Raw genomic sequence first — 21,956 nt, 5'->3', positions numbered from 1 at the left:
TTGTGCTATAGTCCCGCAACTTTATAAAAGGGGTACCCATGAAAAAGTTGATGGTTCTAGCTTCCGCTCTTCTTGTGAATTTGGTTGCGGTCCAAGCCAACGCAGGTGTTTACACTGTTCCTGTTGATCAAACTGTTGAACGCGAAGGTCTTCTTGGAGCTACAGTATTTGAATCAAACTATAAGATCTTGGTTTTGATCCAAGGTCGCGAAATCAAATCTTTGAAGCAGTTGCACGCCGTGATTGCCGATGGTTTAAGACTTCCTAAATCATACGGTGCAAACCTTGATGCCTTGTATGACGTTTTGACGGATCCTTCTGTGATTTCAAAAAACTGGGACATTACTATTATTGGTGGTAAAGACCTGGTTGAGAATTTGGGTGAAGTAAAAGTTCAAGCCGTGATCGACACGTTGAACGATGCTCAGAAAGAAAATCCAGTAAATACATTTATGTACTGGTTGTAGTTTTAAATCTTAAGAGTGAAACGAAAAAGGCACCGAAGGGTGCCTTTTTTTATTCGTACATGTAAGAGAATTCCGGATCGATATCTTTCTTAAGAAGAGGCTGCCCCAGAGCATCGTATTCAAACTTGACCGGTACCATCGCTGTGATGCGACCGTATTCTGGAAAGTCTTGGGCAGAGGGCCAACCCTCTACCGGCGCTCCTTGAGGAATACTGTCTTTAGGGACAAAGTGAAATAGCAACCACAGGCGACCTTGAGGATCGTAATTTAATTGCGGCCTCCCCACCCAAGTTGCATTCATCATTTCACGAAGATTTAGTGTAGTAGCGAAGTCGACCATCTCACCACGACTGTCGACGACGTTTTTGTAGGGGCCCACTGCGTCTGCGCCAGGTGGGCGATAATCAAGATAAATACCGTATTTTCGGACGTAGTCATTGGCACTCCCTGCTTTTACAAATTGTTTGTTTTTATGTTCTTTCAAAACATTGTCACCTTCACGCAAATAGCCCGCAGTGTAGTGCTCGTCACCACGGCGAAGGGCTTCAAATAATTTCCCTGTCAGTGGATTGTTTAAATTGGTGACGGCGATCTCAGGGCCGACCGTGGTTTTTAGTGAAGGATCCATCTCGCGCATAAAAGTTGTCGTCACCCACGGCATTCCGTGCTGCTCTTCCGTTACACGCTCATACATCAACGTATAATTTCCATTTTTATTTTTGATCGGCTCATGAATACCGATTTTAGGATTAAACTCTGTGACTAAAGTTCCGCCATAGCCATGATATTCCCATCCCTGATGTTTTGAACGATTGAAATCATGGATCGGCTCTTGCCACACGATGTGTTCTTCATAAACGCCAGGCTTTACTTCAACGTGGGAAACTTTGCCCCACCAACGAGATCGGGTGCGATTGTCTTGTGCAACATTCGGAAGTTTTCCCGCCGTCCCTTGCTCCATCACTCCGCCTAAAGCGATCTGTTCACCGGCTTCGTTCTTATAAATCACCACATCCCAAGCCCAAGCCTCGTTATGATAGGCACCCGTCATCTCCGTACCGTCTTTATAGAAGCCACGAGACCGTTGAACCTTTTTTATGCCACCTTTGAACAACTCTATCGGAGTATTGGCTTCGATATAACGAAGGCCAGAAAAGTTAATACGATACTTCGTTACACCATTTGGATAAGTAATCGGCATCACCAGTGAGGGATCCGCGGTATCAACTTTAATATCGGCTGCATCGATATCTTTGGAGGCATCTTGTCTTAAACCTGATGTTTTAACGATCGGTCGGCGTTGAACGACATTCGAGGAAGAATACATTTGTTGTTTTCTAAGGAAATTCTTTTGCTCTATAGAAAGCTTAGACCACTTAGCTTGAAGTTCAGAAAGGCCTGAAGAGAAAATAGAACTACAGGTCCCGGCTGATTGAGCACTCGCGATGTGTGTGAATGCTAGCACACTTGTAATAATCAAAATGGATGAGCTTTTCATAGTTACCTCACCAGTAAACTACTTCAAAACCCATGCGAACGAATATCGAGTTTATCTGGAATATAAGCACGCGGAAACCCAAAAGTATGTGAGAAAACTAACCGGTAACATTTTGTGCTCGACACTGAAGTTCATCGATCTTTTTTTGAGACACAGAATCAGAGTGACTCCTTAAAACTTGAGTGGAGCAATGGAGTCTTTGCCTTTGATGCGGGAATCGATTTCGTGTTTTAGGCGGTAGCGGTCGCCGGCTTCACCTTGGGCTTCGATCATTTCCTGGTATGGTGGAAAGTGGCCTTCGACCTTTTCAATTTTTGCTGGCAGCAAAATTGTGCGGCTATCTTTTAGGACTAAACTTAAGCTGAAACTGGATTCAGTGTATTCAGCGCATAAGAGCTCAGAATACGGGATGGCTTGCACGTGATCACGCAGAGGGTATTCCAATTCGATGCAATTTTCTAACAACACCACATTCATGACTTTGGCTCTGCGAATTGCGAACAGCAGAACACAGATACCGACAAGGATCGCCAGCAGCCACAAATCGAAATTAGGATCGACGTTATTTTGCCACCAAGTGAACAAGGGAATCAACATCGCGAGACCCGCGACGTACATCAGTTTTAAAAGTCCATTGTATTCTTTTTCGTTCGAAAAAACGATCTTACTTTGCACCGATCTCTCCAAATAAAGTAAGCGCTGAAAGCACTCCCCAAGGGATATTCTTACTCACGGGATTTTTCCAAACAAAATAAAATTTAGAATTTTTGACCAAGGTCGGAGGTTTTGGATTCAGATTCTCAAATAAAAAAGGCACCTTGCGGGTGCCTTATCCTATTTAAGTATGACGGTGATATTTTTATCTTCCGGCAAGGTCGATCCCGCTGCGGGGATCATTTCGCTTACCAAACTTCCCGATCCGACAAATTTGACTTTCAGATTCTGTCCACTTACTTGGCGAAGAACTTCGCGAGTTGTTAACTTCATCAAGTTCGGAACTGTTTCTCCGGTTTTTACTTCCGCAGCTTTATCCAGTTCCTGTGCCGTCACGATTGCGGGTTCTGCTTTCGTCTCTGGTTTTGCCGGCTCTTTCGATTCAGTGGCTATTTCACGCGCCAATTTTTCAAAAGCCGCCTTTTGACCCATCGCTGTTTTGATGGAATTCAAATTCTTGCTGTTTGTTTCTGCCAAAGTTCCTGGAAGTGGTGCGATACCTTCTTTACGAACAGCATAGGAGGCAATTCTTGAGAACACCGGAGCTGCCACTTTCGCACCGTAATAGGATTTACGAGGAGAATCCACCGCCACGTAAATTACAAACTTTGGGTCATTCGCAGGAATGAAACCCGCGAAACTGGAAATGTAAGCACCTTTAAGATAGCCACGTCCATTTGGATTTACTTTTTGCGCCGTCCCCGTCTTACCCGCAACCAGGAATCCATCAACTCGAGCATTGGCACCCGAACCGATTTTTAAAGTCGTGACACCCAAGAGCATCGCGCGCATTTGGGCTGCCTGCTCGGGAGTTAGAACACGACGGATGGGCTTTACTTTCGTTTCCGTCAACTCGCCCGTTTCTGAATCACGAACCGATTGAACGATATAAGGTGTATTCAGAACCCCACCGTTCGCAATCGCTGCATATGCATTTGCCATTTGAATCGGAGTTGTCGAAATACCGTGACCGAAAGAAATATTACTTAAAGCAATTGGTTTCCACGGAAGACCTTGAACGATACCACGGGATTCACCTGGAAGGTCCACTCCCAATTTTTGCCCCAAACCGAAATCCAAAAGACCCTGACGAAGTTTATCCTGGCCCAATTTGAAAGCGATCTTAGTTGTTCCGATATTTGAGGATACTGCCAAAATTTCTGCCGCTGTAATGTCGCCGAACTTCTCGTGAGCTTCCGCTTCCTTGATCACTTTGTCGCCAACGCGGAAAGCACCATTTTCACAGAAGAACTTGGTATTCGGCTGCAATGCACCTTCACGAAGTGCTGATGCAATCACCAAAGTTTTTAATGTCGAACCCGGCTCGAACGCATCCGTCACTGATTTATTGCGACGAGAGTCTGCAGAAGCTTTTTGTGCTTTATTCAAATCGAATGTTGGAGCAGAAGCCAAAGCAACGACCGCTGAAGTTTTCGCATCCAAAACCACACCGACAGCGTGATCTGCATCGAAAGTTTGTACGGCATTCGCAAGTTCAGATTCCAACGCGTATTGAAGTTCCGAATCCACCGTCAAACGAAGTTCGTTACCATCTGGATTTTCGATGAACATCAAACCGTCATTAATCAACGGACGACCACGAGCATCTCTTTTAACCATGACTTTCTTTTGATTGCCACGAAGAGATTGATCGTACCCCAGCTCCAGACCTTCAAGTCCCTGACCTTCAATTCCCAAGAATCCTAAAGTTTGTGCTAGCAAAGTTTCGTTTGGATAAACACGGCGCCATTCTTCAACGAAAGAAAGACCGCGGATATCAAACTTTTTAATCTCATCCGCTTTGTCTTGCTCAAGCATACGTTGAATCCAAACGAAGCGTTTGTTGCCGTCTTTGATTTTCGCATAAACGGATTCATAAGACTGACCCAAAACTTTTGAAATCTTTTTCGCAGCTGCTTTACGGTTATCGATAATTTTTGGATCTGCATACAATGAGTAAGCTGTCGCAGACATGGCAAGATCACGACCATTACGATCCACGATCGCACCGCGACGGGCTTGCAAGGTTACTTTGGTTTGAAACTGGCGATTTTGCAGGGAATTCAATCGATCATTTGGCAAGAACTGCAGGTACGCTGCTCTCATCATCAGCAACGACCACAAACCGATAATACCGATAAAGATAAAAACAATACGTGATTTCAACTACAGATCCTTTTTCGCAATTTTCTTATCGATCGCTTTGGCTACCGGAATATCAGCCACATCCGTCAGGTGAATGATTTGATTAGCCTGAACTTTTTTAAGAGTGAATTTTTGCTGAGCCACGTGATCCAAAAGTTGGGGACGTGTGATCTTTGCCAAAGAAATTTCTTTAGTGCGCTTTTCTTCCAAAACTTTTTTGTGCTGGCGTGTGAGTTTAAGAACCACATAGCCCATGCGGCGTTCTTCCATTTGCAGGAAGACGATAGAGAACAAAGTAAAGATGACCAAAAGGATGCTAAAAAATGGTTTCAGTTGTCTAAAGTTTTCCTTGCTCATCCTGAGCACTCCTCTCGAAAACTCTCAATTTCGCGGAACGCGATCGAGAGTTCAAATCCAGCTCTTCCTGAGATGGAACGACTACTTTTTTATAAACAGATCTGCCGAATTCTTCTGAATCACGGAAGATATTTTTAACAATTCTATCTTCTAAAGAATGGAACGTGATCACCGCCAAACGACCACCCGGCTTCAATGCCTGGATCATTTGCGGAATCGTTTCACCGACTACTTCCAGCTCTGAATTCACTGCTAAGCGCAGAGCCATAAAGTACTTGGTCGCAGGATGATGGCCTTTGACTTGCCAACCATCCACACGTTCGATCAAACCTGCAAGTTGTGCGGTTGTTTGAAATGCTTTTGTTTTACGATCATTCACGATCGCACGGACAACGCGAGAGGGGCGATACACTTCGCCGTACTCTTTAAAGATTCGAATGAGATCTTCCTCTGTTGCCGTATTCACAAGCACCTCAGCCGTCAAACCTTGCTGCTGATTCATTCTCATATCTAGTGGACCATCGTGGTAAAAACTAAAGCCTCGTTCGGCCTGGTCTAACTGCGGTGAGCTCACGCCTAGATCTAAGAGCATCATATCAAAGTTTTTCAGATTGTGATCTGAAAATTGCGAGAAATTTCCATGGATTATGCGAAGGGTACCGTTCTCGACTTCCGTCTTGAAGCGTTCATTTCCATATTTCACTGCAGCTAGATCTTGGTCCATGACCGTGGCCTTCATCGCAGGAACGGTATACTTCACCGCCATGTAGTGGCCACCGCGACCGAAAGTTCCATCGAAATAAGAAACGTCTTTTTTCTCTCTGTACGGATAGAAAGCCGCAAGCACTTCTTGCAACATTACCGGGTAATGTTCCGGAGAAAATTCGACGGGAAGCTCGACCTTTGGCGGGATAAATTCCTCTGTACGTTCGATTTTTTCACCAGTGCCGGGCTTATATTTTTTCATCGTTATCTTCCTAGAATTTCAAGGTATGAACAATTCGGTGGACCGTCAAGAAGCTTTGAATTAGCCTGTTTATAAGGCTTTTTCTAATTAACAACAGGAAAAAATTTTCGATGCTGGTAACGTGTCCTCGCTGTGGCTTTCAACAACCTGAAGATAAATATTGCGCTCAATGTGGCGTCGATATGGAAAGCTATAAACCACAAGCAGCGCCTTGGTATCAAACAGTCTTTAAAAATCCAGTTGTTCATGTTGCGTTGCTAGCAGCGCTTGTTGGTGGTGGTGGTTTTTATCTTTATCAAAACAACCAATCCAACACGATGAACGTTGCCAGCAAGGCTCGCCCGATGGTTCAGGTGAATTCTTCTAAGAATCTTCCACCTCCACCTCCCCCGGCTCCGGAACCACAAGTCGCGATGGTCGCAGGCAGCGTTACGGAAACGTCAGCAGACGGTGCAACAACAGTTACCAGCACTGATGGCAACGACGCCGATATTAGTAAAAAATTGGCGGCGGCCCGAGCTTTTGCACAAACAGCAGCGGTTAAAGATGAGACTAAAAAAGACAACAGCACAGCTGCAACCAAAGGCACAGGTCCCCACTTGACGGTGATCTATGCAGAAGTTGCGCGCCCGGCACTGGGTCGTTTGATGGATGTAAGCCGTGGCACAGGTCAATTTATGAACTTTGCCGATTACTCGGCCGGCATCATCCCTGGACTTAGCAAGCGTCTGCAAGCTCCAGGTATAAAGGTTCTTCATAAAGAAGAGCGAAACTTGGACAGCAATAAAACTTTGCAGTGGTCCTATGGTTTAAAAGACCGCTCCAACCCTTCCGTTGAAATCGGTCACACGACATTCTTTGAAATTGCGGACATGGATGGCGCGAACCTGCGCGGTAATTTAGAAATCCAAAGAACCTGGAGAGAAGCTGGTCCAACGGGCGCGTTAGAGATTCAAAGAAAGTCCTTCCCCGCTATATTCGAGATCGGCGCAGAAACCGGGTTTTTCATGGCCGGTGTTATGCCCACTCAGTCAAATCTTGAAAATGATGACGAGCTGGCTGGGATTGATGTATACAAAATTCTGCGTTCTCCTCAATTCAGAGCAGGCGAAAGCGAATTCGTGATCTTCGTCGAATACGACAACAAATAGTCCTCGACCCGAAGACCTTTCATCCGAGTTCGCGTGAAAGGTACCATGGCTCAATTTCAACAAGAATTAGAACACAATTACGGTCCCCGCGTTCACTTGATCGACAGCCCGTTTTTAAGTGGCTTGTTGGCCAAAGCCTGCTCTCCTGATTGCTTTCAACCTGAAATCAACCGCATCGTGGAAGTCCTTTACACTCACTTGATTTCAATCACAGTTAACAATGAATTTGATCGTGAAGCTTTCACGCAGCCGACACGCATGACGGAAGCACATCCCGACAAACTGTTGCATGGTCATCGCATTGCTCAACCCCAAAAGGCTGTCAGTGTGAATCTGGCCCGCGCGGGAACTTATCCAAGCCATATCTGTTATAACTTTCTGCACTTCGCCCTGCCGGCTAAAAATGTTCGCCAAGACCACATCTTTTCAGCTCGTATGACAGACAGCAAACACACGGTGACGGGAGCAGAGTTTGGGGGCATGAAGATCGGTGGCGACGTAAAGGATGCCTGCGTGATTCTGCCAGACCCAATGGGTGCGACGGGCAACACGATGATCCATGCCATTAATCACTATAAGCAGCATATTGAAGGCCCGGCTAAAAAATTTATCGCCTTAAACCTGATCATAACCCCTGAGTACTTGAAGAATTTGTTGGGATCTCATCCAGAGGTCGTAATCTATGCCTTAAGACTTGACCGTGGCCTATCCCCTCAGGCAGTTTTAGATTCAAAACCGGGCCAATTCTGGGATCAGGAGCGCGGCCTGAACGATCATCAATACATCGTTCCTGGCGGCGGTGGTTTCGGCGAGATCATGAATAATTCATTTGTTTAGGAGTTCCCCATGACGAATTTAACTTTGAAGCCTTATATCTCTGAAGAAAAAATCCAACTCAAAGTTAAAGAGCTGGGCGAAATCTTAACGAAACAATTCAAAAACGAAAAGGTCATCGCGATCTGCGTTTTGAAGGGTTCATTCATGTTCTACTCTGACTTGATCAGATCCATCAATGCAGACATCACTTGCGAATTCTTTGGTGTGGCTTCTTATCACGGTGGCACTTCTTCTTCTGGCGAAGTGAAAGTGACTTTGGATTTGGCTTCCCCGATTGAAAATCAACACGTGATTCTGGTTGAAGACATCGTAGATACGGGTCTTACAATGAACTACTTGAAAAACTCTATCATGTCTCGCAAACCAAAATCTTTGACGACCATCGCTTTGCTTGAAAAGCCAGACGCTTTGAAAGTGAAATGTGACGTTGACCACGTTGGTTTCAAAATCCCGAACGACTTCGTAGTTGGATACGGTTTGGACTACCAAGGTTACTACCGCAATCTTCCCTACATCGCTCAAGTTCAAAACTTCCAATAAATTCGCACCGAAGGTACGGACACACTTTCTCCATCCAAAGAGAGTAAAACAAAAAAACCACAGCCAAAGAAGCTGTGGTTTTTTTATTTCAGGGAAAGGGATGGAGAAAGTGTGTTCGTACCTTAGAGTTTGAAGGTTAGACCTAAGCTTACGCCGGCGCCCATGTTGTAGACGTCTTTACCAGACAAAAATTTATCTGTGTTCACTTTGGATACACTTTGTTGGATTTCGGCTTGAGCCACGAAACCTACACGACGAGAAAATTTCCAATCGTAACCCGCGCCCAACACACCACGAACATCTGTTGAGTTAAAAAGATCTTTACCGTCTTGATACAGAGATTGGCTTGAAAGACCATAAGCTGACATAGATGTTTGCTCTCCGTCTGCCCAGGCTGTATCCAAAATACCAACAACAAGACCTCCGCGGAAAAAGAAATGCGATCGAGAAGAATGCATCAAAGACAAACGCGCCACCAACGGAATATCGAAATAGTGAGCCTTAATATCCCAATTTGCGGTCCTAGTGCCATAGGAAGTTGTTTCTGTCAGGTTCGTCAATTTTCCACCACGTGTTGAATACATCAAACCCGTTTCGAATTGCCACATACCGCGACCGATTAAAACTCCAACGCCCGTTTGCATGCGTTCTGCGAAATCGACTGAAGCGCCACCGACACCTTCGATACCATTAAATGTGGAACTGATATAACCAACTGTAGGTTCAAGCGTAACCCAAGGATTTGGAATCGTGCGCGGAGATAAAACTTCCATGCGTTGAGACATTGTCGTTTCGGACGACATTTCATTTGCAGCTTGGACTTCGTCCTGTGCGTAAGAAGGAGTGAATTTCGTTCGAGCTCCACTCTGACCATGAGCTGACATGGTGAAACCCAGAATTAGTGCTGCGAAATAATAAGAAACTTTGTTCATAAAATCTCCCTCTATGCCAGATCATAATGCAAAGGGAGTACCAGCAGAGTGACCAACAACCGACCCTCAACTGCGGATATTTTTTAGCTGAAATTAAGATTCTCAGAATGAGACAGGCCTTATTGTCGTGGCCCGAGAACGGTGCCACTTCTTGCTTTAAACTGTCAAAGACAGGACATTTTACAAAGTTTTGAGATCTTTACCGCAATCACAGCAGAACAGGCTGCCTTGTTTGCGTCGCTCAAGATGTTTGCTGCGATCGCACGAGCGAATCGCTCCTGCCTTAAACTTTTCACCGCAATTTGGACAATAACTGACGGGAGGATTTGATTTGCCGTGATTCATATTACGGCAATTTTTCTTCACCTGACTCACTTAAACTCTGAATCTGTGGGTGATTAATCCATGAGTTGGATCATAGGGAGATACACTGACAGTCACGCGGTCACCCACGACGACTTTAATATTAAATCTTTTCATTTTTCCACAAAGCTTAGCTTTGATATCAATCCCATTTTCCAAAGTGATGAAGTAAACGCCGCCACCCTTAAGATCGGATACCTTACCTTCGATCATTAACAAATCATCTTTAGCCATTGATACCCCTTTAAAAAAAAACGCAGACCCACCCCCGCGGGATAGGTCTGCAGTAACAACAACTAACAATTAGTATGAACGACGAGAACCAGAACCGAAACCACCGCGAGAGTTGCCGCCACCGCGGAAACCACCGCCACCACCGCCAGTGCGAGGAGCTTGAGGTTTTGCTTCAGAAATATTCATGGCACGACCAGAAAGATCCATACCATTCAATTTTTCGATAGCAGCAGTTGCTTCAGAGTCCGTGGACATTTCAACAAATGCGAAACCTTTGCTGCGACCTGTGTCACGATCCGTGATGATGTTTGCAGATTCAACCGTACCAAACGCAGCGAATGTGCTCGCCAATTGATCGGAATCCACATTAAAACCTAGATTTCCTACGTATATTTTTTTTCCCATTTTTGCCTCCTTATAAAGCTAGGGGCCATTCAGAAAGGACAAAAGGGAATCTAATGAACTAAGAGAACGACGAAATAGTAGGTTCAGTAGACCACATATAAAATGAACTAGATACCGCCGACTCTGTAATAAACCGAATTGCGCCATTTATTTGTGTCAGATCGATCACCACCGATGTGAGCTGTAATAATCTCCTTATTTTCTAGCCCTTAGGCGTTGTAAACAAGGAGATTAGAATCCAGCATAGTTAGCTTAGAAGAATCCCGACACCGAAGGCGACGTAGATCAATGCCGACACAATATGAACCCACTTCATAGAGATTTTACGGAGTAACTTCTCTCCAAAAAAAACTGCCAAACCGTCAGAGAACAACATTCCCAATGTTGTTCCGAACGTAACCAACCAAATGTTTTGATACTTTGCTGCCAGAGCCACTGTGGACAATTGCGTTTTGTCGCCGACCTCTGCAACGAAAAAGAGAATCAAAGTTGTGAGAAAAGGATTCGCGCGCATTTTATTTTCGTCGCTGTCGTCCTTATCTGGAATTAAAATCCAAATCGCAAAACCAAAAAATGTAATCGCCAGGATCCACTTCAAAATTTCAGGAGAAACAAAAGAAGCGATCGCCTCGCCCGCCCAGGCTGCGAATAAGTGGTTGGCTATGGTCGCCACCAAAATCCCCGCCATGATCGTCCACGGCTTTTTAAAGCGCATTGCAAGGACTAATGCGAGCAATTGGGTTTTGTCACCCATCTCGGTTGCGGCCACTAACAAGAATGAATTGATGATTGCTTCCATGAAGCCCTCCAGTTTTAAAACCGGTGGCTCGTTAAACGAAAAAACGAGACCACACGGTGTTGCTGCTCCGATAAATTTCGGAATGCAGTAGCACTCGTGTCAGTCTCGTTAACTTAGATCCTTAGCACTTCGGCGTTGCCGAAGCAGTTCTGATCTTTGCGCTTAAACCGGAGTCTGCCTTAATTCAGGATCAGATCTCAGTATGTCGGCTTAAGCCTTTGCCTTAGTTTAGAACTAAAACAAACCAACTACTCCCTAACAGATACTGTGTGTTGTACTTGGTCTCTCAATTGGTTGTCAACAATGGCAGAGGATTTTCCGTGAAAATATCCCATTCCTAAACACATCAAAACAAAAAGAGTATAAGCAATTTTCACTTTCATTATTGATCTCCAGCAGATGCGACTGTTTGATTCAGCCAGTGTGACAGTTTTCCGGGTTGACCGTGAGTGATCCCGTTCAAGCTGATTTGCGCGTAGTTTTTAAGCTGAGGACTTGCCGGCGACTTCATCACGATCTTCATCGTTTTTTGAAGCTGTGCCGGATTTAGGAATGCCATTTGATCCAGAGCTTGAAGAGCTCTTACTCGCAAAGACATTTCATCTTGAGAGAACTTCATTTTTGCGGCGGCCGCTTTGGGAGCAGAGAATGGCGTTTTGACGATATCAAACAAAGCATTGTGAGCACGAAGCCCCGCAAGACTTAAAAGATACACACTCATTTGGCGCTCGCTCATGTTTGCAGATGTATCAACAGCTTTTGCTGCCAATGTTGTCAACTCCGCCATAGACAGATTTTCCATTTGCGCACGAACAACAGGCTCGCGTTGTTTCCAATCGCGACGACCTTTGTAAAGGCCTTCAACTTCCTGATCTAATAAAACTAAGGCAGGATCAAAACCTACAGCGCCTTTTTTAGCGGCGTGTGGTTTTAAAAGAGATGAAGTTTTTGATTGAGAGAATTGCACGGCTTCGACTTTCGCGGCAATTGCCACGGGACCCGTCGCGGGACCTTTGGTCTTTTCCGCAATCAAGATAATGCCTGCCACGAAGGCAATCGTTATCGTATATACCAGGGGTTCATGATAGCGAGACATCGGGGTTCTCCTTCACCTGCGATATCCTTTACAACTCCCGTGCCCTCGCTGAACTGCAAATCCTTCGTGCTGGGAACTGCTCACCTGTAAAAAACATAGGCAATGGCCCCTCCACGGCTGTTCCAGCGCCTTCGTTCCACGAAACAAAAGGACACCTTACTCATGTTATGCCTGTAGTCATTGCCAACATTATCCGTTGCTGCGATGTGCACCGCTAGACAAAAAACCCCAGCACTTTAAACTGAAAACAACCTTGCAGAGGCAGATCAAAAAGACCCAAATGCAAGGCGGAGGGACATCCCCGCAGCCAGGCGTACTCTAGGTACGCTGAAGCGAGGAGATGCCCCGACAACGCAGCAGTTGGGCCTTTTTCACCTGCCGGATCGATCGGAGCACCTATGAAGCAGTATCATGATTTAATGAAATTCGTTTTAGAGAACGGAACCAAGAAAGAAGACCGTACCGGTACAGGTACGATTTCGACATTCGGTTATCAGATGCGCTTCGATTTGCAAAAAGGCTTTCCTCTTTTGACGACAAAAAAGCTGCATACACGTTCGATCTTTCACGAGCTTTTGTGGTTCCTAAAAGGTGAAACAAACATTCAATATCTAAAAGACAATAAAGTAACAATCTGGGACGAGTGGGCTGATGAAAATGGCAACTTGGGTCCGGTGTATGGCAAGCAATGGAGATCTTGGGAAACTGCTGATGGTCGTACAATCGATCAGATCACGAACGTGGTTGAGCAAATCAAAAAGAATCCTGACTCTCGCCGCCTGTTGGTGATCGCTTTCAATCCTGGTGATGTTGAAAAAATGGCCTTGCCACCGTGTCATGCGTTCTTCCAATTTTACGTGGCGAACGGAAAACTTTCTTGTCAGCTTTACCAACGAAGTGCCGACATTTTCTTAGGCGTCCCATTCAATATCGCAAGCTACGCTTTGCTGGTGCATATGATTGCACAAGTTTGCAATTTGCAAGTGGGCGACTTTGTTCACACCCTTGGTGATGCGCATATTTATTCCAACCACTTGGAACAAGTTCAATTGCAACTGTCCCGCGAAGAAAGACCTTTGCCACAATTGAAACTTAATCCTGACGTAAAAAATCTTTTCGATTTCAAATACGAAGATATCGAAATCGTTGGTTACGATCCGCACCCTGCAATCAAAGCCCCGGTGGCAGTATGATTTTAACCCATATCGTTGCTTGCTCTGAAAATCGCGTGATTGGAACTCAAGGTGGACTCCCATGGGATCTGCCCGAGGATATGAAGTTTTTCAGAGACACTACGAAGGGTCACATTATGATCATGGGTCGCAAGACCTTTGATTCTTTCAATGGCAAAGCGTTGCCGAATCGCTACCACATTGTGGTGACTCGCGATCCCTCCAAACAGTCATTTCAGTCCACTGAAAAAAGCCCGGTGGTTTTTGTATCGAGCCTTGAAGAGGCGGTCGCTCACGCGCGTCCTCTGACAGCACAATGGGGCGATGAAGTTTTCATCATCGGTGGTGGTGAAATCTACAAACAAGCATTTGCTAAAAATCTTACGGATAAAGTCTATCTAACCCTGATCCACCGCGAGTTTCCGGGAGATACTTATTATCCAGAAATTGACCAAAATCTTTTCAATCTCACTGAACGTCGAGACGTGGAATTGCCTATTCCTTTTTCGTTTCTTACGTACCTGAAAAAGTAGGGACCAGTTTGTAATCTCATAATGAGATTGCAAGCTTTTTCCCTTAGAGAAATCTTCAAAGCATCCGAGAATAGTAGTAGGCACTCCTGCTTCGCAGGTCCCAGTCTTTTCGAGGTGGATGAATGAGCTCCAAACGCTTTCAAACGAAAGAACAAGCCAAGCTTGAGGTTTACGGTCACATCGGTAAATCCGGTGCGCAGATGCGAAACCTGTCGGCTACGGGAGCTTATCTCGAAGTTAAAACCGGTGATTATGTTCCGCAGAAAGGCGACCTGCTAAACCTTACTGTTGAGTTAGAATCATTAAAACGCGTTTATAATGTCGCGGCAGAAGTCGTTTGGAGCAAAGGTTTGGGACTTGGCATATGTTTCATTCACAAAGACGACATCCTGGAAAGAATGATGGCCAAGGCTGGCGTTTTTTAATATAGTTTCCGTCAATGCAACTTCACGCACAACATGATCTCAGTACGTTAAACACCCTGGGTTTAAAATCCACGGCGGAGCTCTATACAGAGTTGCATTCCATTATCGATGTCCACGCACTCCTTAAAGACGAACCTTTAAAAAAAATCACCTGGCGCATCCTGGGTGGCGGTTCGAATTTAGTTCTGCCAGCCAAAGTCGGCGGTCTAACAATTCGCTTAGCCAACAAGGGCCGTGAATTAGTTCACGAAGATGAAAGTGCCTGGTTCGTCAAAGCTCAAGCCGGAGAAATCTGGAATGACTTTGTTCGATGGACCTTGGACATGGGTTTTTGGGGTTTGGAAAATCTATCATTGATTCCGGGCACGGTAGGCGCCTCTCCGATTCAAAACATCGGTGCTTACGGAGTGGAAGTAAAAGACTCCATTTTCGAAGTAACGTGTGTGGAACTGGCTACGGGCGAGCTTAAATATTTCAGTAATTCAGAATGCCGTTTTTCTTACCGCGACAGTTTCTTTAAACAAGAAGGCGCCGGGAAGTATTTAATTTGGGAAGTAACGTTCCGCCTGCCTAAGCAGAATAAATTAAATTTGGAATACGGTGACGTTCGCAAAGAATTGGAACGTCAGGGTTTGGAAGCAAATCCACGCAACGTCTCTAAGGTCGTTTGTGAAATCAGATCCAGCAAACTCCCTGATCCCGAAGTGATCGGCAACGCTGGAAGCTTTTTTAAAAATCCTATCGTTCCTGTAGCCGTTCGCGATCAGTTGATTCAGAAATATCCAACTCTGGTGAGCTTTCCTTATGCCGATGGCAAAGTGAAATTAGCAGCGGGTTGGTTGATTGATCAAGCTGGCTGGAAGGGCAAACAAATTGGCCCGGTAGGTATGTTTGAAAAGCAGGCGCTGGTATTGGTCAATCACGGTGGTGCAAATGCCGATGACGTTTGGACCACAGCGACCCAAGTCTGCGCGGACGTAAAAGCCCGCTTCGGAGTCGAACTGGAACCTGAACCTATTCGTTGGTAGTTCAGGTTCCCTGTTAAAAAATTACCACTCTAAATCGTCAGCAGAATAATCGCGGCAATATACGTTCTTTTTATTGTAGTACTTGTACTTGGCGTTACATGGATCGTAGTTAGCAAACGCCCACTCCTCGCCCTGCCATACTTTTTCAATAAAATAGCGTTTCGCTGGTTTGAATTTCTCAACGTGGTGGTATTTAAAAGTAAGCTGCTTCAAAGCTTCTTCCTTGCTCTTACCTTGATAAATCATCTGATAAAGCGCACTCGCCTCACCCGAACGATCCGCGCCCCCTTGGCAATGAATCAAAATTGGACGAGGAGCCATGTTCAACAAATCCAAAAGCTTCAAAAGATTCTTACGGTGAGGAATCTCCTCTGCCGTCATCGGGATATCATAGTGAATGACCCCGAACTCTCTGCTGACAGCCAGCTCTTGCTGCCACCACAAAGAAAGAGGCTCCGCGCCACGCAAATTGATGATGGATTGGATCTTGTACTTTTTAATGTAGTGTTTGAATTCCAAAGGATCCAACTGAGCCGAACGATAAAGGTTTCCTTTATCAACCTCATGGAAGTTAGGACCCAGAATATCAGAGGCAAAAGCCGGCGCGAAAACCATCAAAGAGAACAAGAAGATAAATACATTTTTCATAAGGCGTTGGGCTTACCAACACCTGCGCTGCATTAACCAGACTTTTCCCCCACTTTAGAAAAAGTGACCTACCTTTAATCCCCCCCAAAAAGGCGCCTGCCGGTTTTTTGCAACTCACGTCGTCGCAAAAAACCGGCAGGCGCCTTCGGCCCCGAAAGCGGCGCTGAATGTTGCTTGTCACATTCTTAGACAAGGATTTGCAGCTCATCTGAAATATAAGCTAGTTTAACGAGGCTTTTAATTTGCAAAAGGACCTCGCCATGGATTCACGTTGGTTGAAAATAGTTTTCTCAGTCCTAACAGTCATGTCTATCTACGCCATTGATGCCGGCGCCGCCGTAAGCGCAGCCACATCGTGCGAACCCTCAAAGGGTTCGGGCTTAGCCATGGATCAAAGAGACGACTACCGTCTAAAATGCCTCAAGAAAAAGAAAAACCAGTTGTCGGTAAGCCAATGCCTATCGCTAGCCAAATCCATGGAATACTCCAACAACTCCGAAGACGCCCGCATGGTCTGCCTTTATGACCTACAAAAAGTAAGTCTAAAAGAGTGCGCCCAAATAGCCAAAAACATGGAATACGCCGACAGCGGCGACGAAACCAAATGGCACTGCATCCGCGAATTCAACAAAACCATCAGCAAAAAACAATGCCTAGCCCTAGGCAAATCCATGAGCTACCCAGCCAACTCCGACCGAGCCCAACAATACTGCGAAAACGAATTACAATAGAAAGCAGCAAAGCAGGGCTCTCCCCAAAGGGAGCTACGCTCCCCCAAAAAGCGGCGAGCCCCCGGAAGGGAGGCTCCAGCCAGAACTGGTCTACTCCGAATAAGAGAAATGTTCGAAACTAGGTAAAGACACAGGCTACCAGCTAAGCCGGGAGGGGTAGACTTTTGCAAAAAGCGACCTCCATCGGCCCGGGACGGGCGAACCGGCGAAGCCGGCGATGGCGAGGCACGACGCCGTGTCGCGTTTGCAAAAGTCTACCCCTCCCGGCTTAGCGGGTTCCCGGTAACTAGACCAAAGTCCCGAACATTACCCATTCATTACAGGTTTGTAAAAAACCAGACTTGCCTCCCGCGTCCAGCTCGACCTATTCTGTCCTCAGAGGACTCTCGTCCACAAGGAAAGGGAGAATCATTCGAATGATTCAGTCTATGGAAAAAGAAAAAGCGAAGAAAACTAAGATCATAGTGAAGGCGCCCACTCAAGAACGTTCCCGTCAGACAGTATCAACTATTCTGGACGCATGTTCTCGCTTGTTGGTTTCCGAAGGATTCTACTCAATTACAACTGACAAAATTGCGAAAGAAGCCGGCGTCAGTATCGGTTCCTTGTACCAATTCTTTGGCAACAAAGAGTCCGTCGTTCAAGCAGTAGTTAAAAACTTGATGGAAGAAGATAAAAGAATCTTGAGCGAAAAAATGCGCTCTATCTTCCCTCTGCCACCTGAACAAAGAGTTCGTGCCATGTTGGAATTGGCATTTGAAACATACCGCCGCCAATACGAATTGCGCGCGAAACTAACAACGATTCAATATTACGTAGCAGATGCTGCCTATATTTCTGAATCGATCCGATTCTTCCAAGAAACTATCAAATACAATCTTCCGCAAGTTCCGGGAAAAGACATGGAGAAAATCTCCTACATCATCGTGAATGCCTTCATCGGTTTGGCAAACACCATGGCGATCGATAATCCAAACTACATCAACGACCCGTCTATCCTGAGTGAAATGACCAAGTTGTTCATGAAATACCTGGATCTTTCCGTCGAAAACCAAGGCTAAGAAAATAAAAAACCCGGTAGAGATACCGGGTTTTTTATTTTAATCTTCATTACACAAACTAGTTTTTGTCGGAAGCGATCGTACGACCCTTGTGGGCGAGCGAGATCAAAGCAATGTTATATTTATCTTTTGGAAGAGCGACGATAGTTTTCGTCGGAATCGCCATCCCCTTCTTAATTACTTGATAAGTTAAATGTGGATTGAACACTTGGGCCTTTTGGTGATCGCCATCGAACCACTTCACCAGATCTTTATATTTGATCGCTTTGGGAAGTTTCAGATCTTGGGAATCCAATTGTTTCGACCACAGTACTCCACCGAAATAGGTGTTCGCATTTCTTTCAACTTCCAAAGCCGCCAAGAAGCAGGCATAGAAATTTCGAGAGGCGAAACCGAAGCTTTGACGGGAAGAAACATTATCCACCAAATATGATAAATCTCGGGACTTATACTTCTTTGTCATCTTAGCCACACCCGTCGGACCGTGATTGTAACCAGTCACTGCCAGCGGCCAAGACTCTAGCATGTTGTAATTTGAGCGTAAAAGTCGTGCCGCAAATTTAGTGGCTTCCATCGGATGATTTCTTTTATCCACAGACGAAGAAATCATGCGATAAGGGCGAGCTGTGTATGGCATAATTTGCCACATTCCACTGGCACCAACTTTGGATCTTGCATTGATGTTGAAAGAGCTTTCAACAAAGACCAGGCGAACCAATTCCACTGGCAGCTTGTTTTCGCGGAAAATCTTTTCCATGTCTTCAATATAACGACCCGAATAAAAAATCGCCGTTTGCATGCGATCCTTTTGACCCAATTGAAAGCGCAGATTACTGCGTTGCTCTTTATTGAGGTTCAATTTCTCGCTGATTTCTTTTTTAACAATATCGATTTTCTTTTGTCTTTCGCGATCTGTTTTCAAACCCTTCAAATCAACGATCTGATAGATTTTTTCGACATTATCGGAATCATGCAGAATCCCCTGCTCGGACGTATATTTAGAATAAACGTCGACCCAGAACTGCACCTGTTTTTCCATTCCTTTAGGAGTAGCGAAAGCTTTGGAACTATAACCGAGGGCATTATCCTGATTCTTATAAACTGGAGGTCGCCAAGTGCGACTTTCTGGCAAAACTTGGGGAACCATGTTTGGAATGATGTCGCCCACATCCTGCGCATAAGCAGCAGGTGCTATTAAAGCGGTGGCTAATAATAAAACGACAAAGTTCTTCACGAGAATGATCCCCTCTGGTGTTCTCTTCTTAATCATTTTATCAAACTTTTCAGAAGATTATCAAAATATTGTCGAACCATCGCCTCATCCGTTGCGCCATTGTATATAAAGGAGAACGTAATAACTGTGCCATCCTCTAGACCAGCGTAACCCGCTAGAGAAACCACATTATTTATGTATCCCGTTTTAGCACGTACCCAGCGCTCCGCATTTGTTCCCTTCATTCTTTTTTTGAGGGTTCCATCTATTCCCGCAATGGGAAGACTTTGAAGAAATTCAGGTTGCACGCGGAAGTCGTTGCGCAAATGCTGAAGTACTTTCCACATCGCAAATGAAGACATTTTATTTTCACGCGTCAGCCCCGACGGACTCTCTAAGTGGTATTGATCTTTAGGGATTTGCAAAGCTTGCATGTGTTCTTGAATCGCCACCATGCCGTCAGCTAACGTCACACCTTTTTCTTTTTTTAGTGTGCCCATGTTTTTCGTCAGCATCTCGGCCACATAGTTATTCGAAAATTTATTCATATCTGCGACGATGCCTTCGATCGCTTTGCTTTCGGATTCTGCAGCAAGTGTCGCCGTTGCCGGAGTGACGCCGGATTTCACTGCCCCCGTCACGTTGACGTTTCTTTGAGCCAAGAAGGACTTCAAATTATAACCTGACCAAAGGTCTGGCTGGGTGATGTTCTTAAACACCGTGATCTCTTTGTTGTTCTTACCGATACTGCCGCCCACATGCAAAAGATCGCCATCGAATTTAGGATCTTCCTTGCGATCTGCGAGCAATTTGTTATCAGAACCGCCTGTGGTTTTGGCTTTTGAAACCAAGCGGATGTATTCGTTTTCTGGATCGGCATAAACGCGAGCATCGTCACCAGCTTTATCCCCAGGACGAACGAAAATATTCACCGAGTTCCAGTTGAAAGACATCGCTCCAACTGGAGCATCATAGGCGCGATCAACACGTTCTTTTTGGCGGCTGTTATCGTAGCGCATTTTATCAAAAAGCGAGTCATCGACGATGATGTCTCCCTCAACCCTTTTAATATCGTTACGCAAGAACGCATTCACCAAAAACCACATGTTTTCAGAAACGAAAGAGGGGTCTCCGCCGCCTTTCAAATAGACATTCCCTTTAAGAATGCCTTTTTTATCAATATCACCTGTGGTCCAAATCTGAGTTTTAAATTTGTGGCCCGGAGGAAAATTTGCCAAAACCGCAGAAGCTGTCGCGACTTTCGTGATCGAGGCCGGAATCATCATTTTGGTGCCATTGTTGTCGAGCAGAACCTTCAAGTTCTCACCTTCACCAACAGAGGCATATATACCCACATCTGACAGCTGGACCTTGTGCTTCTTGGCCAAACTTTGCATCTCTTCCGCAGCACTTTTCGCATCCAAAGCAGCATGTGCCGAAAAATTAAACAAAACAGCCGCAGCAAAAATCAAATGTCGCATCCTAATTCCTCCGTGAACTATTTCAAGAAGCTTAAGCGTGAATTTTGCCAACGCCGGAAAAATTCACGATCAAGCTTCAGCCTAGACGATAGTAGCGATCGATAAATCAGTTCGCAACAAATTCAGTCTGTCTTGTTAGACTGTGGTGAATGAAAAAGCGCGAATGGCTCATTGTTATACTTCCACTTGTTGTGACCTGGTTGGTCGACCGCGTAACTAAATTGTGGGCGACGGATATCACGTCCGTGAAATCCCATGGCCCACTACATTTTGTATTGCACCACAATCACGGCGCAATGCTAGGCCTGTTTTCAGATTTGCCTTCAGTTTTGCGTATCGTTTCTCTTTCAACGGGTGGCGCATTTCTTTTGTGTACCTATGCTCTTATCCAGTACATGTTACCAATTAAGTCCCTGACTTTGCGTTGTGGTCTTTCGATTCTGATCGGTGGGATTTTAGGGAACGTCGCGGATCGTATCGTGTGGGGTTATGTTGTCGACTTTATCGTTGTAGGTACACCTACTCTTTCCAGTCCGGCATTCAATATCGCAGATGCCTTGCAATGGGTCGGTTACGCGCTGATTGTGTTTGCGATCATTCGTGAAGGTGAATTGTTGTGGCCGGAAAACAATTCGCGCAAGAAGTTCTGGGTGAATCTTTCGTTCCAGTTGAAATATTGCATCCTGATGATGGCCGTGGGTTTAAGTCTTACGCTGATCAGCCTGGTGTTCTCTTATACCTATCTGCGAGTGACGATTCAGGAGCTTGTGGGTAATAACCAGTTCCTTTTAAATAAATTCCTGGTCCCTTACGTGATTACGTTCATCATCATCTGCGTGGCGTTCTGTGCTATCACTTTCGCAGTCGGTAAAGTGCTCTCTCACCGTATTGCAGGGCCGATCTATGCCTTTGAAAGATATCTGTACGGCATTATGAGAGGCGAAAACATCCCGCTTTTGAAAGTTCGTAAAGGCGACGAGTTCAAAGAACTTGAAGCCCTGGCCGAAGAAATCACCAAGCGCTTAAACGTCATCAAAGCCGAGCGCACCGTTAATGTCGTAGAATTCAACGACGGCATAAATCCCGACGACAAGCCAAGACAATAAAATCGCGACGACAAGGTACGGACACACATTATCCACACCAAAAAAAGCCACAG

Annotated in this window: 24 protein-coding genes; 11 read left to right on the top strand and 13 right to left on the bottom strand. The window is 45.3% G+C overall.

Annotated elements, in window-relative coordinates:
• The first annotated feature begins 38 nt into the window (after nucleotides 1-38).
• Complete coding sequence (locus DOM22_RS03145) at nucleotides 39-467, top strand: barstar family protein (protein ID WP_142698987.1); 429 nt, start codon at nucleotides 39-41, stop codon at nucleotides 465-467.
• Between the two features lie 49 nt (nucleotides 468-516).
• On the opposite strand, the gene DOM22_RS03140 is transcribed toward DOM22_RS03145, so the two are convergent.
• The 5 genes from DOM22_RS03140 to rsmH form a co-directional block, all read right to left on the bottom strand.
• On the bottom strand, nucleotides 517-1,965 hold the full coding sequence (locus tag DOM22_RS03140) for a hypothetical protein (RefSeq protein ID WP_142698986.1): 1,449 nt from the start codon (nucleotides 1,963-1,965) through the stop codon (nucleotides 517-519).
• 171 nt (nucleotides 1,966-2,136) lie between these two features.
• Nucleotides 2,137-2,640, bottom strand: coding sequence for a hypothetical protein (locus tag DOM22_RS03135; RefSeq protein ID WP_142698985.1), 504 nt, complete (start codon nucleotides 2,638-2,640; stop codon nucleotides 2,137-2,139).
• A 159-nt stretch (nucleotides 2,641-2,799) separates the two neighbouring features.
• Complete coding sequence (locus DOM22_RS03130) at nucleotides 2,800-4,845, bottom strand: penicillin-binding transpeptidase domain-containing protein (protein ID WP_142698984.1); 2,046 nt, start codon at nucleotides 4,843-4,845, stop codon at nucleotides 2,800-2,802.
• Nucleotides 4,846-5,181, bottom strand: a complete 336-nt coding sequence (locus DOM22_RS03125; RefSeq protein ID WP_246845831.1) for a histidine kinase — start codon at nucleotides 5,179-5,181, stop codon at nucleotides 4,846-4,848.
• Nucleotides 5,162-6,148: a 16S rRNA (cytosine(1402)-N(4))-methyltransferase RsmH gene (gene rsmH, locus DOM22_RS03120; protein WP_142698983.1), complete on the bottom strand. Its 987-nt coding sequence runs from the start codon at nucleotides 6,146-6,148 to the stop codon at nucleotides 5,162-5,164. Before rsmH ends, DOM22_RS03125 begins: the two co-directional genes overlap by 20 nt.
• Nucleotides 6,149-6,330: 182 nt before the next feature.
• Between rsmH and DOM22_RS03115 the strand changes: the two genes are divergently transcribed.
• Genes DOM22_RS03115 through hpt form a run of 3 tightly spaced genes read left to right on the top strand, consistent with a single transcriptional unit; the run spans nucleotide 6,331 to nucleotide 8,676 of the window.
• The gene (locus tag DOM22_RS03115; protein WP_246845830.1) at nucleotides 6,331-7,299 is read left to right on the top strand and encodes a hypothetical protein; all 969 of its coding nucleotides are present in this window, start codon (nucleotides 6,331-6,333) and stop codon (nucleotides 7,297-7,299) included.
• A 45-nt stretch (nucleotides 7,300-7,344) separates the two neighbouring features.
• Nucleotides 7,345-8,136, top strand: coding sequence for a uracil phosphoribosyltransferase (locus DOM22_RS03110; protein WP_142698981.1), 792 nt, complete (start codon nucleotides 7,345-7,347; stop codon nucleotides 8,134-8,136).
• A 9-nt stretch (nucleotides 8,137-8,145) separates the two neighbouring features.
• Nucleotides 8,146-8,676 carry a hypoxanthine phosphoribosyltransferase gene (gene hpt, locus DOM22_RS03105; protein WP_142698980.1) on the top strand — a complete coding sequence of 177 codons (531 nt, stop codon included), beginning with the start codon at nucleotides 8,146-8,148 and terminating at the stop codon, nucleotides 8,674-8,676.
• Between the two features lie 122 nt (nucleotides 8,677-8,798).
• Here hpt and DOM22_RS03100 read toward each other — a convergent pair whose 3' ends face one another.
• The 5 genes from DOM22_RS03100 to DOM22_RS03080 all read right to left on the bottom strand — a co-directional run bounded on the left by DOM22_RS03100 (nucleotide 8,799) and on the right by DOM22_RS03080 (nucleotide 12,505).
• Nucleotides 8,799-9,608 carry an outer membrane beta-barrel protein gene (locus DOM22_RS03100; RefSeq protein WP_142698979.1) on the bottom strand — a complete coding sequence of 270 codons (810 nt, stop codon included), beginning with the start codon at nucleotides 9,606-9,608 and terminating at the stop codon, nucleotides 8,799-8,801.
• Between the two features lie 375 nt (nucleotides 9,609-9,983).
• The gene (gene infA / locus DOM22_RS03095; protein ID WP_142698978.1) at nucleotides 9,984-10,205 is read right to left on the bottom strand and encodes a translation initiation factor IF-1; all 222 of its coding nucleotides are present in this window, start codon (nucleotides 10,203-10,205) and stop codon (nucleotides 9,984-9,986) included.
• 69 nt (nucleotides 10,206-10,274) lie between these two features.
• The gene (locus DOM22_RS03090; protein WP_142698977.1) at nucleotides 10,275-10,610 is read right to left on the bottom strand and encodes an RNA-binding protein; all 336 of its coding nucleotides are present in this window, start codon (nucleotides 10,608-10,610) and stop codon (nucleotides 10,275-10,277) included.
• Between the two features lie 247 nt (nucleotides 10,611-10,857).
• Nucleotides 10,858-11,409 (bottom strand): TMEM165/GDT1 family protein, encoded by a 552-nt coding sequence (locus DOM22_RS03085; RefSeq protein WP_142698976.1) that lies wholly within the window; start codon nucleotides 11,407-11,409, stop codon nucleotides 10,858-10,860.
• 382 nt (nucleotides 11,410-11,791) lie between these two features.
• On the bottom strand, nucleotides 11,792-12,505 hold the full coding sequence (locus DOM22_RS03080; protein WP_142698975.1) for a hypothetical protein: 714 nt from the start codon (nucleotides 12,503-12,505) through the stop codon (nucleotides 11,792-11,794).
• Between the two features lie 398 nt (nucleotides 12,506-12,903).
• On the opposite strand from DOM22_RS03080, the gene DOM22_RS03075 reads away from it, so the two are divergent.
• The 4 genes from DOM22_RS03075 to murB all read left to right on the top strand — a co-directional run bounded on the left by DOM22_RS03075 (nucleotide 12,904) and on the right by murB (nucleotide 15,663).
• Nucleotides 12,904-13,698, top strand: coding sequence for a thymidylate synthase (locus tag DOM22_RS03075; protein WP_142698974.1), 795 nt, complete (start codon nucleotides 12,904-12,906; stop codon nucleotides 13,696-13,698).
• Nucleotides 13,695-14,210 (top strand): dihydrofolate reductase, encoded by a 516-nt coding sequence (locus tag DOM22_RS03070; protein WP_142698973.1) that lies wholly within the window; start codon nucleotides 13,695-13,697, stop codon nucleotides 14,208-14,210. Before DOM22_RS03075 ends, DOM22_RS03070 begins: the two co-directional genes overlap by 4 nt.
• 122 nt (nucleotides 14,211-14,332) lie before the next feature.
• A complete protein-coding gene (locus DOM22_RS03065; RefSeq protein WP_142698972.1) occupies nucleotides 14,333-14,635 on the top strand; it encodes a PilZ domain-containing protein in 303 nt (100 codons plus the stop codon).
• A 14-nt stretch (nucleotides 14,636-14,649) separates the two neighbouring features.
• Nucleotides 14,650-15,663 carry a UDP-N-acetylmuramate dehydrogenase gene (gene murB / locus DOM22_RS03060; protein WP_142698971.1) on the top strand — a complete coding sequence of 338 codons (1,014 nt, stop codon included), beginning with the start codon at nucleotides 14,650-14,652 and terminating at the stop codon, nucleotides 15,661-15,663.
• A gap of 21 nt (nucleotides 15,664-15,684) precedes the next feature.
• Here murB and DOM22_RS03055 read toward each other — a convergent pair whose 3' ends face one another.
• A complete protein-coding gene (locus DOM22_RS03055; protein WP_142698970.1) occupies nucleotides 15,685-16,311 on the bottom strand; it encodes a tyrosine-protein phosphatase in 627 nt (208 codons plus the stop codon).
• A gap of 260 nt (nucleotides 16,312-16,571) precedes the next feature.
• On the opposite strand from DOM22_RS03055, the gene DOM22_RS03050 reads away from it, so the two are divergent.
• Both DOM22_RS03050 and DOM22_RS03045 read left to right on the top strand, forming a co-directional pair.
• Nucleotides 16,572-17,042, top strand: coding sequence for a hypothetical protein (locus tag DOM22_RS03050; protein ID WP_142698969.1), 471 nt, complete (start codon nucleotides 16,572-16,574; stop codon nucleotides 17,040-17,042).
• Nucleotides 17,043-17,458: 416 nt separating this feature from the next.
• Nucleotides 17,459-18,103: a TetR/AcrR family transcriptional regulator gene (locus DOM22_RS03045; RefSeq protein WP_142698968.1), complete on the top strand. Its 645-nt coding sequence runs from the start codon at nucleotides 17,459-17,461 to the stop codon at nucleotides 18,101-18,103.
• A gap of 58 nt (nucleotides 18,104-18,161) precedes the next feature.
• Here DOM22_RS03045 and DOM22_RS03040 read toward each other — a convergent pair whose 3' ends face one another.
• Complete coding sequence (locus tag DOM22_RS03040; protein ID WP_142698967.1) at nucleotides 18,162-19,373, bottom strand: lytic transglycosylase domain-containing protein; 1,212 nt, start codon at nucleotides 19,371-19,373, stop codon at nucleotides 18,162-18,164.
• Nucleotides 19,370-20,797, bottom strand: a complete 1,428-nt coding sequence (gene dacB, locus DOM22_RS03035; RefSeq protein WP_142698966.1) for a D-alanyl-D-alanine carboxypeptidase/D-alanyl-D-alanine-endopeptidase — start codon at nucleotides 20,795-20,797, stop codon at nucleotides 19,370-19,372. The genes DOM22_RS03040 and dacB overlap by 4 nt, the downstream gene beginning before the upstream one ends.
• 149 nt (nucleotides 20,798-20,946) lie before the next feature.
• Between dacB and DOM22_RS03030 the strand changes: the two genes are divergently transcribed.
• The gene (locus DOM22_RS03030) at nucleotides 20,947-21,903 is read left to right on the top strand and encodes a signal peptidase II (protein ID WP_142698965.1); all 957 of its coding nucleotides are present in this window, start codon (nucleotides 20,947-20,949) and stop codon (nucleotides 21,901-21,903) included.
• The last annotated feature ends 53 nt before the right edge of the window (nucleotides 21,904-21,956 follow it).

Source organism: Bdellovibrio sp. ZAP7, from assembly GCF_006874645.1.
Classification (GTDB): Bacteria; Bdellovibrionota; Bdellovibrionia; order Bdellovibrionales; family Bdellovibrionaceae; genus Bdellovibrio.
This window is presented reverse-complemented; position numbering and strand designations above follow the sequence as displayed.

Excerpts from the sequence above, each read along its gene's own strand:
- DOM22_RS03145 (WP_142698987.1), top strand. The coding sequence starts at position 39 with ATGAAAAAGTTGATGGTTCTAGCTTCCGCTCTTCTTGTGAATTTGGTT.
- DOM22_RS03140 (WP_142698986.1), bottom strand. The coding sequence starts at position 1,965 with ATGAAAAGCTCATCCATTTTGATTATTACAAGTGTGCTAGCATTCACA.
- DOM22_RS03125 (WP_246845831.1), bottom strand. The coding sequence starts at position 5,181 with ATGAGCAAGGAAAACTTTAGACAACTGAAACCATTTTTTAGCATCCTT.
- rsmH (WP_142698983.1), bottom strand. The coding sequence starts at position 6,148 with ATGAAAAAATATAAGCCCGGCACTGGTGAAAAAATCGAACGTACAGAG.
- DOM22_RS03115 (WP_246845830.1), top strand. The coding sequence starts at position 6,331 with ATGGAAAGCTATAAACCACAAGCAGCGCCTTGGTATCAAACAGTCTTT.
- DOM22_RS03110 (WP_142698981.1), top strand. The coding sequence starts at position 7,345 with ATGGCTCAATTTCAACAAGAATTAGAACACAATTACGGTCCCCGCGTT.
- hpt (WP_142698980.1), top strand. The coding sequence starts at position 8,146 with ATGACGAATTTAACTTTGAAGCCTTATATCTCTGAAGAAAAAATCCAA.
- DOM22_RS03100 (WP_142698979.1), bottom strand. The coding sequence starts at position 9,608 with ATGAACAAAGTTTCTTATTATTTCGCAGCACTAATTCTGGGTTTCACC.
- infA (WP_142698978.1), bottom strand. The coding sequence starts at position 10,205 with ATGGCTAAAGATGATTTGTTAATGATCGAAGGTAAGGTATCCGATCTT.
- DOM22_RS03090 (WP_142698977.1), bottom strand. The coding sequence starts at position 10,610 with ATGGGAAAAAAAATATACGTAGGAAATCTAGGTTTTAATGTGGATTCC.
- DOM22_RS03085 (WP_142698976.1), bottom strand. The coding sequence starts at position 11,409 with ATGGAAGCAATCATCAATTCATTCTTGTTAGTGGCCGCAACCGAGATG.
- DOM22_RS03080 (WP_142698975.1), bottom strand. The coding sequence starts at position 12,505 with ATGTCTCGCTATCATGAACCCCTGGTATATACGATAACGATTGCCTTC.
- DOM22_RS03075 (WP_142698974.1), top strand. The coding sequence starts at position 12,904 with ATGAAGCAGTATCATGATTTAATGAAATTCGTTTTAGAGAACGGAACC.
- DOM22_RS03070 (WP_142698973.1), top strand. The coding sequence starts at position 13,695 with ATGATTTTAACCCATATCGTTGCTTGCTCTGAAAATCGCGTGATTGGA.
- DOM22_RS03065 (WP_142698972.1), top strand. The coding sequence starts at position 14,333 with ATGAGCTCCAAACGCTTTCAAACGAAAGAACAAGCCAAGCTTGAGGTT.
- murB (WP_142698971.1), top strand. The coding sequence starts at position 14,650 with ATGCAACTTCACGCACAACATGATCTCAGTACGTTAAACACCCTGGGT.
- DOM22_RS03055 (WP_142698970.1), bottom strand. The coding sequence starts at position 16,311 with ATGAAAAATGTATTTATCTTCTTGTTCTCTTTGATGGTTTTCGCGCCG.
- DOM22_RS03050 (WP_142698969.1), top strand. The coding sequence starts at position 16,572 with ATGGATTCACGTTGGTTGAAAATAGTTTTCTCAGTCCTAACAGTCATG.
- DOM22_RS03045 (WP_142698968.1), top strand. The coding sequence starts at position 17,459 with ATGATTCAGTCTATGGAAAAAGAAAAAGCGAAGAAAACTAAGATCATA.
- DOM22_RS03040 (WP_142698967.1), bottom strand. The coding sequence starts at position 19,373 with ATGATTAAGAAGAGAACACCAGAGGGGATCATTCTCGTGAAGAACTTT.
- dacB (WP_142698966.1), bottom strand. The coding sequence starts at position 20,797 with ATGCGACATTTGATTTTTGCTGCGGCTGTTTTGTTTAATTTTTCGGCA.
- DOM22_RS03030 (WP_142698965.1), top strand. The coding sequence starts at position 20,947 with ATGAAAAAGCGCGAATGGCTCATTGTTATACTTCCACTTGTTGTGACC.